Genomic DNA, 14644 nt, shown 5'->3' with positions numbered 1-14644 from the left:
CAGCCTATTGGTGCATCCTGTAAATGACAACAAGCCCCTTCTCGTGTAAGAAAGAGCCTGCGCCGATTATGCATTTTTCTTTAGAATGTCTCCTTTAATGACAGGTGCGGGTATCTTCTTAGATTGCCGTGCTTCTTTAAAGGTAACGAATGCTTTCGTTTCTTCATCCCAAAGTCTAAATTTCATTGACTCGATACTTGTTTTTAAAGTGATGGTTGGAACATTTTGAAGCGGCTCACTATGATCATGTGCATGCTCCAAGTGATAATTCGGTACCCTCGGACTTAAATGATGGACATGATGATAACCGATATTGCCTGTTAACCACTGAAGTAGTTTTGGCAATTTGTAAAAAGAACTGCCTTCTACAGCTGCCTGCACATAGTTCCAATGCTCATCTGCTTCAAAGTAAGAGTCCTCAAACGTATGCTGTACATAAAACAACCATACACCGATAGATCCTGAGATCAGGAAGATCGGACCTTGAACAAGCAGGAATTCCTGCCAGCCAAAAAGAAGACATGTTGCGGCTGCTAACGCAATGATGCTCACGTTTGTGAAATACGTGTTCCAACGCTCTTTTTTACGAGCATTTTTGACGTTGAAACGGTTTTTTAAGAGAAAGACAAAGATCGGTCCTAAAATAAACATCACAAAAGGGTTACGATAAAATCTGTAGCGAAATTTCGTCCATGCTGATGCTTCTTGATATTCTTTGACTGTCAGGAGCCAAATGTCGCCAGTACCTCGTTTGTCTAAATTACTGCTTGTGGCATGGTGAATTGAATGATCTCTTTGCCATTGAAGATAAGGGAAAAGGGTGAGTACGCCCGTTAAAAAACCGAACAGGTGATTCAGCGGCTTCTGTTTGAAAAAGGATTGATGGCAGCAGTCGTGAAAAATAATAAAGACACGTACTAAAAAACCAGCTGCAATAACCGCAAAGAAGAGGGTTAAAAGGTAGGAGATGTTCAGGCTATAGTAGGCAAGAAACCAAAGCCCCAAAAATGGAATGAATGTATTAAAGAGTTGAATGATACTTTTTTTCGAATTAGCACCAGAGAATTGACCCACTTGTTTTCTTAAAGTGGCTTGCTGCTGTGTGTTTGTTGAAGTCGTCATGAACGTTCAAGTCCTTTCCGTTTCTTTCTACTTCAAAGTATAGAAGGAAAGGTGTCATGCTCATAGTAGCACCCATCATGTATTCAATATGACATTTGTCATGTTGAATACAGGAAAGGCTGATGGTTCAGGGGTTGTAAGCTTATTTTATTTTAAAATAAAAAAGTAAAGGCGCTGGGCCTTCACTTTTTATGAACGTGCTTCATGTACTTTTAACTGCTTGCCCTTAATGGTTGTGTGGCGCATGGCATTCAGCACAAGAGGCCCTTTGCCGTTTAAAATATCGACATATGTTTTCGTGTCTTGAATCGTAATAATCCCAATGTCATCAAAGGCAACGCCTTCTATTTTGGCAATGGTTCCAACGAAATCAACAGCCCGCAGCTTCTTTTTCTTTCCACCATTAAAATAAAGCTTCATAATATCCTTCTCAACGCCTGCCTGTTTATTTTCCTTTTGAATCGGCGTTTCAATCTTCTTTTCAAAGCTTTCTACATTCGTCTCTGCTTCTTCTTTCGTTGGATAAGGCTGAGTTTGAAAATCTATGCCGGCATCCTGCTTTAATTCATCAATAAGCGGCTTTGCATTCTTTGTCATAAACGCAATCGTTTTCCCGCTTTTTCCCGCTCTGCCCGTTCTTCCTGTTCGGTGAATATAGCGCTCTTTTTCATAAGGAAGATCATAATGAATCACATGTGTCATATCATTGACATCAATTCCCCGGGCTGCTATATCTGTTGCGATCAGATAACGGAACTCACCGTTTTTGAATTCATCCATGACAGCGAAGCGGTCTTCCTGTCTCATGCCTCCATGAATTTTGTCACAGGGCACATCCCATTCGTCCAGCTTCATCGTGAGTTCATTCACCCGGTCTTGTGTATTACAGAAAATAATGCAGCTATCTGGATTTTCAATGACGATCGTACGCTGAAGAAGGGAGAATTTCGATTCTTCTTCTGTTTCAATCACGGTGTGGGTGATTTGCGGTACAGACGTTTCTTCACGTGCGATCTCAATGACTTTGGGTGATTGTAAAAACTGCTCGCTCAATTTCTTCATGTCATCAGACATTGTCGCTGAAAACAGCATCGACATGCGCTTTGGCGGCAGATACTGAATAATAGAAGAGACTTGATCGATAAAGCCCATGTTCAGCATTTCATCCGCTTCATCTAACACGAAAAATTTGAGATTTTCTAAAGAAAGGGTACCTTTCTCAAGGTGATCCAAAACGCGGCCCGGTGTCCCGCACACAATATGGTTTTTCTGTGAAAGCTCTACTTTCTGGGCTTGAAAAGAGGCTTTTCCATAAATGGCTGCGGCTTTGATTCGTTTGAATCGCCCGAGGCTTGTGAGGTCTTGTTTGACCTGCATGGCGAGCTCTCGTGTTGGAACGAGGATGAGGGCTTGAGGTTTATTTTCAGCCCAATCAACCATTTCACAAATCGGCAGACCATAGGCTGCAGTCTTGCCGCTCCCAGTCTGAGATTTGACGATTAAATCCTGCTTTGAAAAAGCAACGGATAATGTCTCGTGCTGAACGGGTGTAGGTGTATGGAAGTGAAGCGCTTCTAACGCTTGTTTCAATTCATCACTTAATGGATATTGATCAAAATGTTGTAATGTCATCGTGTTCTCCTTTTCGTACATTCATACTTGTGACATCATACCATAACCATGACCGTGAATGAAAAGACATAAATAAAAGCCCCATAAAGGAGCTTTCATGCGCGGACAAATTCTCAACAATCTGACAGATTAAAGGAATCTGCGTTTTACTTTTTCCCAATAAGAGTTGTCTTTTAATTTTACCGTCTTAATCACTTTTCCTGAAAGGCCAATGTCAATTTGCTTGACGTGTTTTGTGCCGAGCGCTTCGTTATCAAGGCCGATAATTGGATGATCGTTTCCATCCTGCACCACCTTCAGCGTCAGCTTGCGGTCACTGCTTAAGATGAAAGGAGCGCCTAATGTACGGTACGAGTTATTATTCAGCGATGCAAGCTCTGTGACTTGCATACAAGGAAGCATTGGATCAACCACTGCGCCGCTCACGGATTTATTGTAGGCCGTTGAGCCAGTCGGAGTGGAAATAATCATGCCGTCGCCTCTAAAAGTTTCAAAGTGGAAATCATCTATATACACATCGATCACAAATGTTTTAATAATGCTGGAGCGGATCGACAGTTCATTTAAGCAATGGAACTGGTTTGTGCTGTCAACGCTTACATCGATGATCGGATATTTTCTCACTTCAAGCTGTTCAGTGTTCATGGCATCAATCATTTTATCAAAATGCTCTAACGAGAAATCGCAGTATAGGTGCGTATTCTCTGATTTTGATACCCCTACATACAAGCAGTCATCCCGGAAGTTCGTTTTGCGGACTGCTTGAAGAAATGTGCCATCCCCGCCAATTGAAGCAATAATGTGGGCATCCTCTGCACGTTTGACGACGTGAAAGCCTTGGTCGGTAGCGAGCTTCTCGAGAGAAGAAATGTGTCCATCCAATTCATGATCTTTTTTGTAAAAGAAAAATACATTGCGACGATTGTCTGTCATTGACGTTCTCCCCTTTGCTGTCAAAAATAATGTCCAATAATAAAGGGCTTACATGAAAACCCTTGCTCACATTTTACACTTTTTTCATATGAAAGTAAAAACATTAGAGAGACCCGCCTCATGATCGAATTTGTTTTTTGAGAAATGAGTCGATGTAAGTGATTCGAAATGGCTGGATCCTGAGCATAATTGAATAGCCGTTTTCTCATGAAAGAATGGTTTAGGTGTTTCGTTGCGGTGAAGACATAGCCTATTAGGTGCAGCGAGAGGATAAAAAAGCCAATTTTTCGTCATGCGCATGTCTAAGTAGACGATGTAAAGTTGATCGTTATTTAAGAGAGGTGCTATCATATGCCTACATGAAATGTAAAAAAACCACAGTTCCTGTGAAACATTTCATGTGGGCATTCGTATGAATGAAGTGAGACAAAAAGGAGGAGAAAAAGATGAATGCGAAAAGATGGGTAGCGTTAATTATTGCACTTGGTGTTTTCGGATTTTCAATTGTGATTAGTGTCACGATGGCCTTGTTCGATAGCTTCAATGACAATAAAATGAGCTATCAATTCGGGGATGAAATAGAAGAGAAGGTACTAGAGAATGGCAGTGGTGCAGGCAAGATTGCTGTTCTTGAGATTAATGGAACCATTCAAGATAATGGCGGCGCATCGAGCCTGTTAGGCGGAGAAGGTTATGATCATCGTGCATTCCTCAAGGAACTAGATAAAGCGAAAGAGGATGCTTCAGTAAAAGGTGTACTGCTGCGCGTAAACTCTCCTGGCGGCGGTGTCTATGAAAGTGCTGAAATACATAAAAAATTAGAAGAAGTGAAAAAAGCGAAGAAGCCTATTTACGTATCTATGGGCTCAATGGCAGCTTCTGGCGGCTACTACGTGTCAACTCCAGCGAAGAAAATCTTTGCTTCACCTGAAACATTAACAGGATCGTTAGGTGTCATTATGCAAAGCTTGAATTATTCAAAGCTGGCAGATAATTTAGGCATTAAATATGAAACAATTAAGAGCGGGAAATTTAAAGACATCATGTCTCCAAACCGTGATATGACAAAAGATGAGCGCAACATCATGCAAAGCATGGTCGATAACTCTTATGAAGGGTTTGTCAAAGTAATCTCTGAAGGACGCGGCATGTCAAAACAGGACGTCAAGAAAATTGCTGACGGCCGAGTATATGATGGAACACAGGCGAAATCGAACGGATTAGTCGATGAGCTTGGCTATTATGAAGATGCACTAAAAGCGATGAAGAAAAATGAAAAAGGCTTAAAAGGAGCAACAGTGATCAGCTATTCTCAAAGCTTTGGCTGGAACTCTCTCTTTAACATGAGTGCAAGCAAGCTCTTTAAAAGCGAAATTGATTTTCTGAATTTAAAAGAAACACTGGCTGGCTCAAATGGGTCTAAACCGATGTATCTCTATTCAAAATAAAGGAGGGATCATAGATGGATTCTACATTTGATGAAGTAAGCGAAAGCCGCAGCCAAGAGGAAGAATCGAAGCCGGCCTTTGTGAAGCGCGCTTCAATTGAAGCACAGGCGTTTGCAGGTTTTTGGATTAGATTTTGGGCGTTTATTCTTGATTGGCTCGTCGTCTGGGGTGTAAACCATTTGACGGTTTCTCCCATCTTTAGTCTGTTCGGCTGGTCCAAAGGAGGGGGATGGTTTTCTCCATTTTCCGTCACAACGACGATTGTATTCCTCCTTTATTTCGCGATCATGACGAAAATCTTTCAACAAACACTTGGCAAGATGGTGTTTGGGATTAAAGTGGTCTCGCTAAAGCCTGAGAAGAAGCTGGCATGGGATGTTATTTTCTTTAGAGAGATTGTGGGGCGCTACATTAATACGATCTTTGTTCTCTATGCTATTGTTGGGTTCTCACCGAAAAAGCAAGGGGTTCATGACTACTTTGCCGATACGGCGGTCGTCCATGAACATTTATATGAAAAAACAGAATCAAACGTATAATCAGAGGAGTTTGGCCGGATACCGGTCAAACTCTTTTTTGTTGATTGGGTATAAAATCCAGAATGAGAGCCATAATCGTAGAGGAAGCATCATTTGTTATGGAGGAAGTGAGCACAGTGCTTTACGTTTGGATCTCAGCGTTTTTGTTTCTTGTGATCTTGTTGATTTTCATGAAAGTGACCATTTCGCTGGACTATTCGCATACAAACGACAATGACCACATTGCACTGAAGGTCATCACCTTATATGGATTGGTCAGGCTCAAAAAAGAGATTCCGATGGTGAGGGTCAACCCAGAAGATCAAACGATTGATCTTCGTGAAAAGAAAATGGAGAGTGCCAAAACGCCTGATCACGAAAAAGAATCGATGCATAAAAAAGTAGGAAAGCGTGATATGAAGCAAATCCTTCATCAAATGGAGCGCATCACAAAAGAGATTGTCGATTTAAATCGGATCATGCGCAAATTCTTCATTCACATAAGGGTTGTCTCATTTCACTGGTCGACATGGATCGGCTTTCATGACGCCGCTTTAACAGGTGTAGCAGCCGGCGGTGTGTGGTCAGTGAAAGGAGCACTGCTTGCCTTTATGCAGGAGCATCTCACCTTTAAGCATAAACCGGTGTATGAAGTCATTCCGGCTTTTCAGCACAATGTGTCACAGACTCAGTTTACATGTATAGCATATTTTCGTATTGGACATGCTATGCTTGCAGCCATTCGTTTACTTGTCCATTGGTTAAAAGGAAGAAAGGCGAGAAAAAGTGCCTCTCTTCAAGCAACGAAGAATGAATCATCTGTTTAAGGAGGAACCCGAAAATGGCAGATCATCCAATCCAAGGTCTCATGAAGACAGCGATGGAAAACTTAAAAGAAATGATAGATGTGAATACAATCATCGGCGATCCAGTCGAAACCCCTGACGGCAGTGTCATTCTCACTGTGTCAAAGGTTGGTTTTGGATTTGCAGCCGGCGGCAGTGAATTTAACGGGAACCAAAAGAAAGAAAAACGTTCTGATGAACAGGAACGAAAAGAGCCGAGACTCCCATTTGGCGGCGGAAGCGGCGGCGGGGTGTCGATTACACCAATCGCCTTCTTAATTGTAGGAACAAACGGAGTTCGAATGCTTCATTTGGATGAACACACACATCTGCTCGATAAAATATTGGATTCTGCTCCTCAAGCAATTGAACGTCTTCAGCACATGTTTAAGAAGGATGAGCGGGAGCACCGTCACAAAGAACGAAAACTAGATGACATAGACCTTTAAAAAGTTAGCTGCGCTGCAGTTAACTTTTTTTGCAAAAGGGACGATTAGGCTTTGCAGTTTTTTGCTTTCTCTACTATGATAGAACCATACATTTGAAAAGGGAGGAATTGTTTTGGCATCGATCACATTTAAAGGAAGTCCTGTCACGCTTGTAGGAAATGAAGTAAAAGTAGGCGAGCAGGCTCCTGATTTTACGGTATTAACGAACTCACTTGGAGAAGTTTCACTTTCTGATTTAGCAGGAAAAGTGACGATCATCTCAGTGATTCCTTCTATTGATACAGGTGTGTGTGACGCACAAACAAGACGTTTCAATGAAGAGGCAGCCGGTTTAGGTCCGGTCAATATTTATACGATTAGTGCAGACCTTCCATTTGCACAAGCACGCTGGTGCGGAGCAAACGGAATTGAAAATGTCGAAACATTATCTGATCACAGAGATATGTCATTTGGTGAAGCATTCGGAGTGTATATGAAAGAATTGCGTTTATTGGCGCGTGCAGTCTTTGTATTAGACCCTAACGGAAAAGTGGTTTACACTGAATACGTAAGTGAAGCAACGAATCACCCAAATTATGAAAAAGCCATTGAAGCTGCAAAATCACTGTTATAAAAGCAGCATCGACAAGAGCTCCGGCTTCATCCTGGGGCTCTTTTCAATGAGAACATATAGCTTTTAACAAAGCGAGGAGAGAAAAGCATTGCAGAAAGATCAAGTAAGTACTATTTTTGAACTGCTCGATACAGCTTCTATTCGATTAAAAAAGGAACAGGGCATTTCCTATATTGAAGCATTGGCAGAAGCAGGAGAAGCCTTTTTCCAAGCAAATGATCGAAACGGTTTATTAAAGGATTTAATAGAAAAGGCAGATTTTGCTTCTTATGATCATGAGCAGATTCGTAAAGCGTTTCAGCTCGCCGTATTGAAAGGTCAAAAGGATATTTCTCATCCAAATCGCCAGATGACACCAGATACGATTGGACTGTTTGTCAGTTATTTGGTGAATAAATTTTTAGACGGTCAAAAAGAGCTTGTAGTCTTTGATCCAGCAGCGGGAACAGGAAACTTACTTCTTGCTGTTTTAAATAATCTCACTGCAGAAACAAAACGCGGCTTTGCATCTGAAATTGATGATGTGCTCATTAAAATTGCTTGGGCGCAGGCGAATTTAGAGGAGAAAGAAGTTGAGCTTTTCCACCAGGACAGTCTTGAGCCGCTTCTGATCTCACCGGCAGATGTCACTGTATGCAGTCTCCCAGTGGGCTATTATCCGAATGATGAGCGTGCAGCAGACTTTGAACTAAAGGCAAAAGAAGGACATGCCTTTGCCCATTATTTATTCATTGAACAAAGCCTTCGCTACACGAAAGAAGGCGGCTTCTTATTCTTCATCATTCCAAATGATTTGTTTGAAGGAAAAGAGAGCGTACAATTAAAGGATTTCATCAAAGATCATGCGTATATGAATGCGTTAATTCAGCTGCCAGTGTCCATGTTTAAGGATAAAAAACACGCCAAAAGCTTATTTGTGATGCAAAAGAAAAAAGAAGGGCTGAAAGCACCAAAACGAATGCTGTTTGCCAATCTTCCATCTTTCTCACAGAAGGAAGCAATGGTCGGTGTGATGAGAAAATTAGACCAGTGGTTTATAGAAGAAAAAGAAACAAAAGAATAGCCAGAGTGATTTCTGGCTATTTCAGCGTGTAGACAAACCCTCGCATTCGCCCGCAGGTCTGCGCTCCGGTGCTCGCCCTTCCTAGAGCTGCAAAGGTTTTCTATCACGCTGAAAAGAAAACAAAGAGCTAAAATAAAAATCATTTTAGCTCTTTGTCAATAATCTGGATATTTTACTATTCAGAAAATAACGACTTATTGATGTAAGCGATAACAGTTTGAAGGTGCACTTGAAATGCAAAGTTTTCAATGTTTAAATGAAAAAGTCAGATATTTTTCGGACTTATCGTTAAACTATAAAAGACCCGTCAAACAGGTTGAATATAGCACCGGAAAAAACGTGAAACCTTATATAACAACTGAGTAAAAGGAGCGACAGTAATGTCCAAAATTATTGCAATTAACGCAGGAAGCTCATCTCTTAAATTCCAATTGTTCGACATGCCAGAAGAAACCGTTTTAACAAAAGGGCTTGTTGAAAGAATCGGAATGGACAACAGTATCTTCACGATTTCTGTAGATGGAGAAAAGAAAACAGAAGTGACAGATATTCCAGATCACGCAGTAGCGGTCAAAATGCTGCTTGAAAAACTAACTGAATTTCACATCATCAAAGACTTTAATGAAATTGATGGCGTAGGACACCGCGTTGTTCACGGCGGAGAGAAATTCAGCGATTCTGTTCTTTTAACTGATGAAGTGATCAATGACATTGATCAGCTTTCAGAGCTTGCACCACTTCACAACCCTGCAAACGTTGTAGGAATCAAAGCATTCAAACAAATTCTGCCTGACGTACCAGCGGTTGCTGTGTTCGATACAGCATTCCACCAAACTATGCCAGAGCAGTCTTACCTATACAGCCTTCCGTACGACTACTACAAAAACTTTGGTATTCGTAAATACGGATTCCACGGGACAAGCCACAAGTTCGTTACAGAGCGTGCAGCAGAGCTATTAGGCCGTCCGCTAGAAGAGCTTCGTCTGATTTCTTGCCACCTTGGAAATGGTGCGAGTATTGCAGCAGTCGAAGGCGGAAAATCAATCGATACATCTATGGGCTTTACACCACTTGCAGGTGTTGCAATGGGTACACGTTCTGGTAACATTGACCCTGCCCTTATTCCATTTATTATGGAAAAAACAGGACATACTGCTGAAGAAGTGCTTTCTACTTTGAATAAGAAGAGTGGTCTTTTAGGTGTGTCTGGTCTGTCAAGTGACCTTCGTGATATCGAAGAAGCAACAGAAGAAGGAAACGACCGTGCAGAAGTTGCTCTTGATATTTTTGCGAGCCGTATTCATAAATATATCGGTTCTTATGCAGCAAGAATGAATGGCGTAGATGCGATCATCTTCACAGCTGGAATCGGTGAAAACAGTTCAGAAGTAAGAGCACGTGTACTTCGTGGTCTAGAATTCATGGGCGTTTACTGGGATCCTTCTTTAAACAACATGAGAGGCGAAGAAGCATTCATCAGCTACCCGCACTCTCCTGTAAAAGTGATTGTCATCCCTACAAACGAAGAAGTAATGATTGCAAGAGACGTTATGCGTTTAGCGTAATCAAGTTTGAAAAGCTCTTTTCCAATAAGGAAAAGAGCTTTTTTCTGTTGAAAGCAGCATGCTATAATGTTGTCCAATATGAAGCAAAAGGGAGCGGTGCGAAAGATGAGCGTGACAGAACATAAACGTGAGGCGAAAGAAAGGCTTTATGTGAAAGTCATTACGGTCAGTGATACAAGAACGAAAGATACAGATAAAAGCGGCCGTCTGATGATTGATTTGGTCAAAGAACAGGGACATCTTGTTCTTGCATACGATATTGTAAAAGATGATATAGGATCGATTCAAGACGCTGTGCTCGAAGGAACAAGTGAACCGAAAATAGATGCCGTCTTGTTAAATGGCGGAACAGGGATTGCCGCAAGGGATGTGACCATTGAAGCGATCACTCCTCTTTTTTCCAAGGAACTGCCTGGCTTTGGTGAAATCTTCCGCATGCTCAGTTATACAGAAGACATAGGTTCAGCTGCTATTTTATCCAGGGCAACGGCAGGGGTCGTCAATCAAAAGGCTGTCTTTGCCACGCCGGGATCTACCGGAGCCGTTCGTTTAGCCATGACCAAACTCGTGATTCCAGAGCTTCCTCATGTCTTACGAGAGCTTGAAAAGGATCAAAAATAGCCCAAAATGACTCTGCCAAGAAAATTTGGCAGAGTTTTTTTCATAAAGGGGTTGAAAAAACAATTTTTCCTTGTTACAGTGTATACATACTAAATGCATGTTTATAAATTAAAACTTATTTTTATGCAAAAAACATTCACAGAATCAAAACAAGCGAGAGGAGCTTTTCAATCATGTCACAAAATAAAAAAGTCGTATTAGCATATTCCGGAGGTCTTGATACCTCTGTTGCAGTTAAATGGTTACAAGAGCAAGGATACGAAGTCGTTGCTTGCTGCCTGGACGTAGGTGAAGGAAAAGATTTAGCATTCGTTCAACAAAAAGCACTTCAAGTCGGAGCGGTTCAATCATACATGATTGACGCAAAAGAAGAATTTGCTGAAGAGTTTGCACTCACTGCATTACAAGCACACACAATGTATGAAGGAAAATATCCACTAGTATCTGCACTATCCCGTCCGCTTATTGCAAAAAAATTAGTGGAAGTAGCAGAAAAAGAAAATGCAGTAGCAGTTGCTCATGGATGTACTGGAAAAGGGAACGACCAAGTTCGTTTTGAAGTATCCATTAAAGCATTAAATCCAGATTTAGAAGTTCTTGCACCAGTGCGTGAATGGAAATGGTCTCGTGATGAAGAAATCGATTATGCACAAAAACACGGTATTCCAATTCCGATTAACTTAGACAGCCCATATTCAATCGACCAAAACCTTTGGGGCAGAAGTAACGAATGTGGCATTTTAGAAGATCCTTGGGCTGCGCCGCCAGAAGGTGCATACGATCTGACAAATCCACTTGAAAAAACGCCTGACACACCTGAAATCATTGAAATCACGTTTGAAAAAGGAAAACCGACAGCCATTGACGGTATCCAGTATTCATTATCTGATCTCATCCTTCATTTAAATGAAGTCGCTGGTCAGCATGGTGTTGGCAGAATCGATCACGTTGAAAACCGTCTTGTCGGCATCAAATCTCGCGAAGTGTACGAATGCCCAGGTGCAGTCACACTTCTAAAAGCGCATAAAGAGCTTGAAGACTTAACGCTAGTCAAAGAAGTCGCTCACTTTAAACCAATCGTTGAACAAAAAATGGCTGAATTAATATACAACGGCTTATGGTTCTCACCGCTTAAAGAAGCACTAGATGCATTCTTACAAGAAACACAGCAGAACGTAACAGGTGTTGTACGTGTGAAACTATTTAAAGGTCATGCCATTGTAGAAGGACGTAAATCACCATATTCACTTTATGATGAAAATCTAGCCACTTATACAAAAGCAGATGAATTCGATCATGATGCAGCTGTAGGATTTATTAATCTTTGGGGCTTACCGACAAAAGTAAACAGCATCGTGAATAAAAAGGAGCAGGTTAAAGCATGAAAAAGCTTTGGGGAGGCCGATTTCAAAAAACACCAGAAAAATGGGTCGATGAGTTTGGCGCGTCCATTCATTTCGACAAACAATTAGTCAAAGAAGATCTGACCGGCTCCCTTGCTCATGCAAGTATGCTGAATAAATGCGGTATCCTCGGCGATGAGGAGGCCGCTGCCATCAAAGACGGACTAAATACGCTCATGAAAAAGGCAGAGGCGGATGAGCTGGAATTCTCAGTCGATTATGAGGACATTCATTTAAACCTTGAGAAAATGCTCATTGATGAGATTGGTCCGCTTGGAGGCAAATTGCACACAGCGAGAAGCCGGAATGATCAAGTTGCAACCGATATGCACTTGTATTTGAATAACCAAGTCGAGCATATCATTGAACTGATCTCTTCCTTTCAAACGGTGCTTGTAGAAAAGGCAGAACAGCACGTTGAAACGATTTTTCCAGGATATACGCACCTGCAGCGTGCACAGCCTATTTCGTTTGCCCATCATATGCTTGCCTATTTCTGGATGCTTGAGCGTGACAAAGCGCGCTTTCAAGATTCATTGAAGCGAATTAACGTGTCGCCGCTTGGATGCGGAGCGTTAGCAGGAACGACATTCCCGATTGATCGTGAATATACAGCAGAGCAGCTTGGCTTTGACCACATTTACGAAAACAGCCTCGATGGTGTGAGTGACCGGGACTTCATTTTAGAGTTTTTGTCTAATAGCAGTCTTGTGATGATGCACCTCTCACGTTTTTGTGAGGAAATCATTTTATGGTGCTCGCAAGAATTCAAATTCATTGAACTCGATGATACGTATGCAACAGGCAGCAGCATGATGCCGCAGAAGAAAAACCCGGATATGGCTGAATTAATCCGCGGGAAAACAGGCCGTGTGTATGGCAACCTGATGGGGCTTCTCACGATTATGAAAGGCTTGCCGCTTACGTATAACAAAGATCTGCAAGAAGATAAAGAAGGCATGTTTGATACAGTGAAAACCATCGCTGGCAGCCTGCAAATCTTCATAGGAATGATCCAAACGATGACAGTGAACGAAGATGTCATGAAAAAGGCAACAAAAGAAGATTTCTCAAATGCGACAGAAGTGGCAGACTACCTTGCGAAAAAAGGCATGCCATTCCGTGAAGCACACGAAATCGTTGGCAAGCTTGTGTACACATGTATTCAAAAAGGTATCTACTTAAGTGACCTTCCTTTTGAAACATTCACAGAAGCAAGCGATCTTTTTGAACAAGACATTTACACTGTTCTTGATCCATATGTTGCGGTTGAAAAAAGAACAAGTGCAGGCGGAACTGGATTTAAACAAATTCAGCTCGCTTTAGAAAAAGCAAAAGCCTGCCTGGCATAACTTATCAAAACCATTCGTTTATACGGATGGTTTTTTGTCATGGAAAAAGGAGATTGATGAATATTGGAGAAAATGAAAGCATACCGTCGCCAAGCAGAAGAGGGAGTGACAGCAGATCATGAAGAAAACGCTTGAGGCTTTGTTTCATCAACCGATCGAATCAGTGAAAACGTTAGGAGAACAATATAACGGACGGGCTAATGATGTGTGGCTGATCTCCTTACAAGATAAAACGGAATATGTAGTCAAATCTCCTAAAACTGCACGAGAAGAAAGTGAATTTGTGTCTGGGATCAAAATGATCTATGGAGTAGATGACCGTACTGTACAAGAGCATATCGATCAAATCAATCAAAAGCTGTCTCATGCGAAATCCTTTCATGTTCCAGAAGTTGTTCGTAAAGTGAAGAAGGCAGGGAGACATTTTTATGTAATGGAAAAAGTAGAAGGAACACCTTGTACATCTTTTGAGGGACGTTCATCAGACTTTTATAAGGATTATGGGAGGAAACTAGCACATCTTCATTCATATCGTACTGACTTTTTTGGTGCAGTCTACGGAGCTGAAAAGAAGCATTTGAGAGAATTCCATGCTGTGTTAAAAAAGGCTGTATCCAAACTCATAGGCCGCTATTACGCTGATCAGCATGAATTTCACTGTTATGCAGAAATTGTGCTGCAAAAGATGGAAAAGCTAAAGCCCCCTGATTCAGCAAGTCTCATTTTAATTGATTTAGATCCGTCTCAATATATTGAAAAAGATGATCAAGTGACTAGTTTAGTTGATACAGAATATGTCGTATATGGACCAGCTGCGTTTGATTTTATTGCATTGGAATACCTTTTGACGAAAGAAGCTGCCCGCAATGTTCAGTTGGGCTATGAAGAGATTTGCCCGCTTCCTCGTGATCTTCATGAGGTGAGAGAGTGCTATCGTTTTGTTTCTCTGCTGCTCGATATCCATGGCTCATGGGATTTGAAAATGTGGATGAATCACCCTATATTGTTTGACTCATATCGATAAAGGGTTCATAAGTGCGCCAGATGCCGGTTTATAGTAAAGTAAAGATAACAAAAGAA

14 protein-coding genes are annotated in these 14644 nt (G+C 41.5%); 11 read left to right on the top strand and 3 right to left on the bottom strand.

Annotation, left to right across the window (positions count from 1 at the left end; all coding sequences use genetic code 11):
* Positions 1–66 precede the first annotated feature (66 nt).
* The 3 genes from MHI08_RS13235 to MHI08_RS13225 form a co-directional block, all read right to left on the bottom strand.
* Positions 67–1122, bottom strand: coding sequence for a fatty acid desaturase (locus MHI08_RS13235; RefSeq protein ID WP_342499683.1), 1056 nt, complete (start codon positions 1120–1122; stop codon positions 67–69).
* Positions 1123–1311: 189 nt separating this feature from the next.
* Positions 1312–2754, bottom strand: coding sequence for a DEAD/DEAH box helicase (locus MHI08_RS13230; RefSeq protein WP_342499682.1), 1443 nt, complete (start codon positions 2752–2754; stop codon positions 1312–1314).
* A 129-nt stretch (positions 2755–2883) separates the two neighbouring features.
* Entirely contained in the window at positions 2884–3687 is an 804-nt protein-coding gene (locus tag MHI08_RS13225; protein ID WP_024424814.1) for an NAD kinase, read from the bottom strand.
* 446 nt (positions 3688–4133) lie between these two features.
* On the opposite strand from MHI08_RS13225, the gene sppA reads away from it, so the two are divergent.
* The 11 genes from sppA to MHI08_RS13170 all read left to right on the top strand — a co-directional run bounded on the left by sppA (position 4134) and on the right by MHI08_RS13170 (position 14588).
* A complete protein-coding gene (sppA, locus tag MHI08_RS13220; RefSeq protein WP_252056445.1) occupies positions 4134–5135 on the top strand; it encodes a signal peptide peptidase SppA in 1002 nt (333 codons plus the stop codon).
* Positions 5136–5149: 14 nt separating this feature from the next.
* The gene (locus tag MHI08_RS13215) at positions 5150–5674 is read left to right on the top strand and encodes an RDD family protein (protein WP_342499681.1); all 525 of its coding nucleotides are present in this window, start codon (positions 5150–5152) and stop codon (positions 5672–5674) included.
* 98 nt (positions 5675–5772) lie between these two features.
* The gene (locus MHI08_RS13210; RefSeq protein WP_342499680.1) at positions 5773–6480 is read left to right on the top strand and encodes a DUF2953 domain-containing protein; all 708 of its coding nucleotides are present in this window, start codon (positions 5773–5775) and stop codon (positions 6478–6480) included.
* Positions 6481–6494: 14 nt separating this feature from the next.
* On the top strand, positions 6495–6947 hold the full coding sequence (gene ytfJ / locus MHI08_RS13205; protein WP_007501733.1) for a GerW family sporulation protein: 453 nt from the start codon (positions 6495–6497) through the stop codon (positions 6945–6947).
* Between the two features lie 112 nt (positions 6948–7059).
* Positions 7060–7560 carry a thiol peroxidase gene (gene tpx / locus MHI08_RS13200; protein ID WP_024424810.1) on the top strand — a complete coding sequence of 167 codons (501 nt, stop codon included), beginning with the start codon at positions 7060–7062 and terminating at the stop codon, positions 7558–7560.
* 88 nt (positions 7561–7648) lie between these two features.
* Positions 7649–8623: a class I SAM-dependent methyltransferase gene (locus MHI08_RS13195; protein ID WP_025092266.1), complete on the top strand. Its 975-nt coding sequence runs from the start codon at positions 7649–7651 to the stop codon at positions 8621–8623.
* 380 nt (positions 8624–9003) lie between these two features.
* Positions 9004–10188 (top strand): acetate kinase, encoded by a 1185-nt coding sequence (locus MHI08_RS13190; protein ID WP_024424808.1) that lies wholly within the window; start codon positions 9004–9006, stop codon positions 10186–10188.
* 105 nt (positions 10189–10293) lie between these two features.
* Complete coding sequence (locus MHI08_RS13185; protein ID WP_056768188.1) at positions 10294–10809, top strand: MogA/MoaB family molybdenum cofactor biosynthesis protein; 516 nt, start codon at positions 10294–10296, stop codon at positions 10807–10809.
* A 173-nt stretch (positions 10810–10982) separates the two neighbouring features.
* On the top strand, positions 10983–12194 hold the full coding sequence (locus tag MHI08_RS13180; RefSeq protein ID WP_024424806.1) for an argininosuccinate synthase: 1212 nt from the start codon (positions 10983–10985) through the stop codon (positions 12192–12194).
* Entirely contained in the window at positions 12191–13564 is a 1374-nt protein-coding gene (argH, locus tag MHI08_RS13175) for an argininosuccinate lyase (RefSeq protein ID WP_056768171.1), read from the top strand. The genes MHI08_RS13180 and argH overlap by 4 nt, the downstream gene beginning before the upstream one ends.
* A 118-nt stretch (positions 13565–13682) precedes the next feature.
* The gene (locus tag MHI08_RS13170; RefSeq protein ID WP_163114897.1) at positions 13683–14588 is read left to right on the top strand and encodes an aminoglycoside phosphotransferase family protein; all 906 of its coding nucleotides are present in this window, start codon (positions 13683–13685) and stop codon (positions 14586–14588) included.
* The last annotated feature ends 56 nt before the right edge of the window (positions 14589–14644 follow it).

This window comes from Bacillus sp. FSL M7-0791 (assembly GCF_038627085.1).
Lineage (GTDB): Bacteria > Bacillota > Bacilli > Bacillales > Bacillaceae > Bacillus > Bacillus safensis.
The sequence above is the reverse complement of the archived record's forward strand: the minus strand, read 5'-3'. Positions and strand labels throughout refer to the sequence as shown.

Excerpts from the sequence above, each read along its gene's own strand:
- MHI08_RS13235 (WP_342499683.1), bottom strand. The coding sequence starts at position 1,122 with ATGACGACTTCAACAAACACACAGCAGCAAGCCACTTTAAGAAAACAA.
- MHI08_RS13230 (WP_342499682.1), bottom strand. The coding sequence starts at position 2,754 with ATGACATTACAACATTTTGATCAATATCCATTAAGTGATGAATTGAAA.
- MHI08_RS13225 (WP_024424814.1), bottom strand. The coding sequence starts at position 3,687 with ATGACAGACAATCGTCGCAATGTATTTTTCTTTTACAAAAAAGATCAT.
- sppA (WP_252056445.1), top strand. The coding sequence starts at position 4,134 with ATGAATGCGAAAAGATGGGTAGCGTTAATTATTGCACTTGGTGTTTTC.
- MHI08_RS13215 (WP_342499681.1), top strand. The coding sequence starts at position 5,150 with ATGGATTCTACATTTGATGAAGTAAGCGAAAGCCGCAGCCAAGAGGAA.
- MHI08_RS13210 (WP_342499680.1), top strand. The coding sequence starts at position 5,773 with ATGGAGGAAGTGAGCACAGTGCTTTACGTTTGGATCTCAGCGTTTTTG.
- ytfJ (WP_007501733.1), top strand. The coding sequence starts at position 6,495 with ATGGCAGATCATCCAATCCAAGGTCTCATGAAGACAGCGATGGAAAAC.
- MHI08_RS13190 (WP_024424808.1), top strand. The coding sequence starts at position 9,004 with ATGTCCAAAATTATTGCAATTAACGCAGGAAGCTCATCTCTTAAATTC.
- MHI08_RS13185 (WP_056768188.1), top strand. The coding sequence starts at position 10,294 with ATGAGCGTGACAGAACATAAACGTGAGGCGAAAGAAAGGCTTTATGTG.
- MHI08_RS13180 (WP_024424806.1), top strand. The coding sequence starts at position 10,983 with ATGTCACAAAATAAAAAAGTCGTATTAGCATATTCCGGAGGTCTTGAT.
- argH (WP_056768171.1), top strand. The coding sequence starts at position 12,191 with ATGAAAAAGCTTTGGGGAGGCCGATTTCAAAAAACACCAGAAAAATGG.
- MHI08_RS13170 (WP_163114897.1), top strand. The coding sequence starts at position 13,683 with ATGAAGAAAACGCTTGAGGCTTTGTTTCATCAACCGATCGAATCAGTG.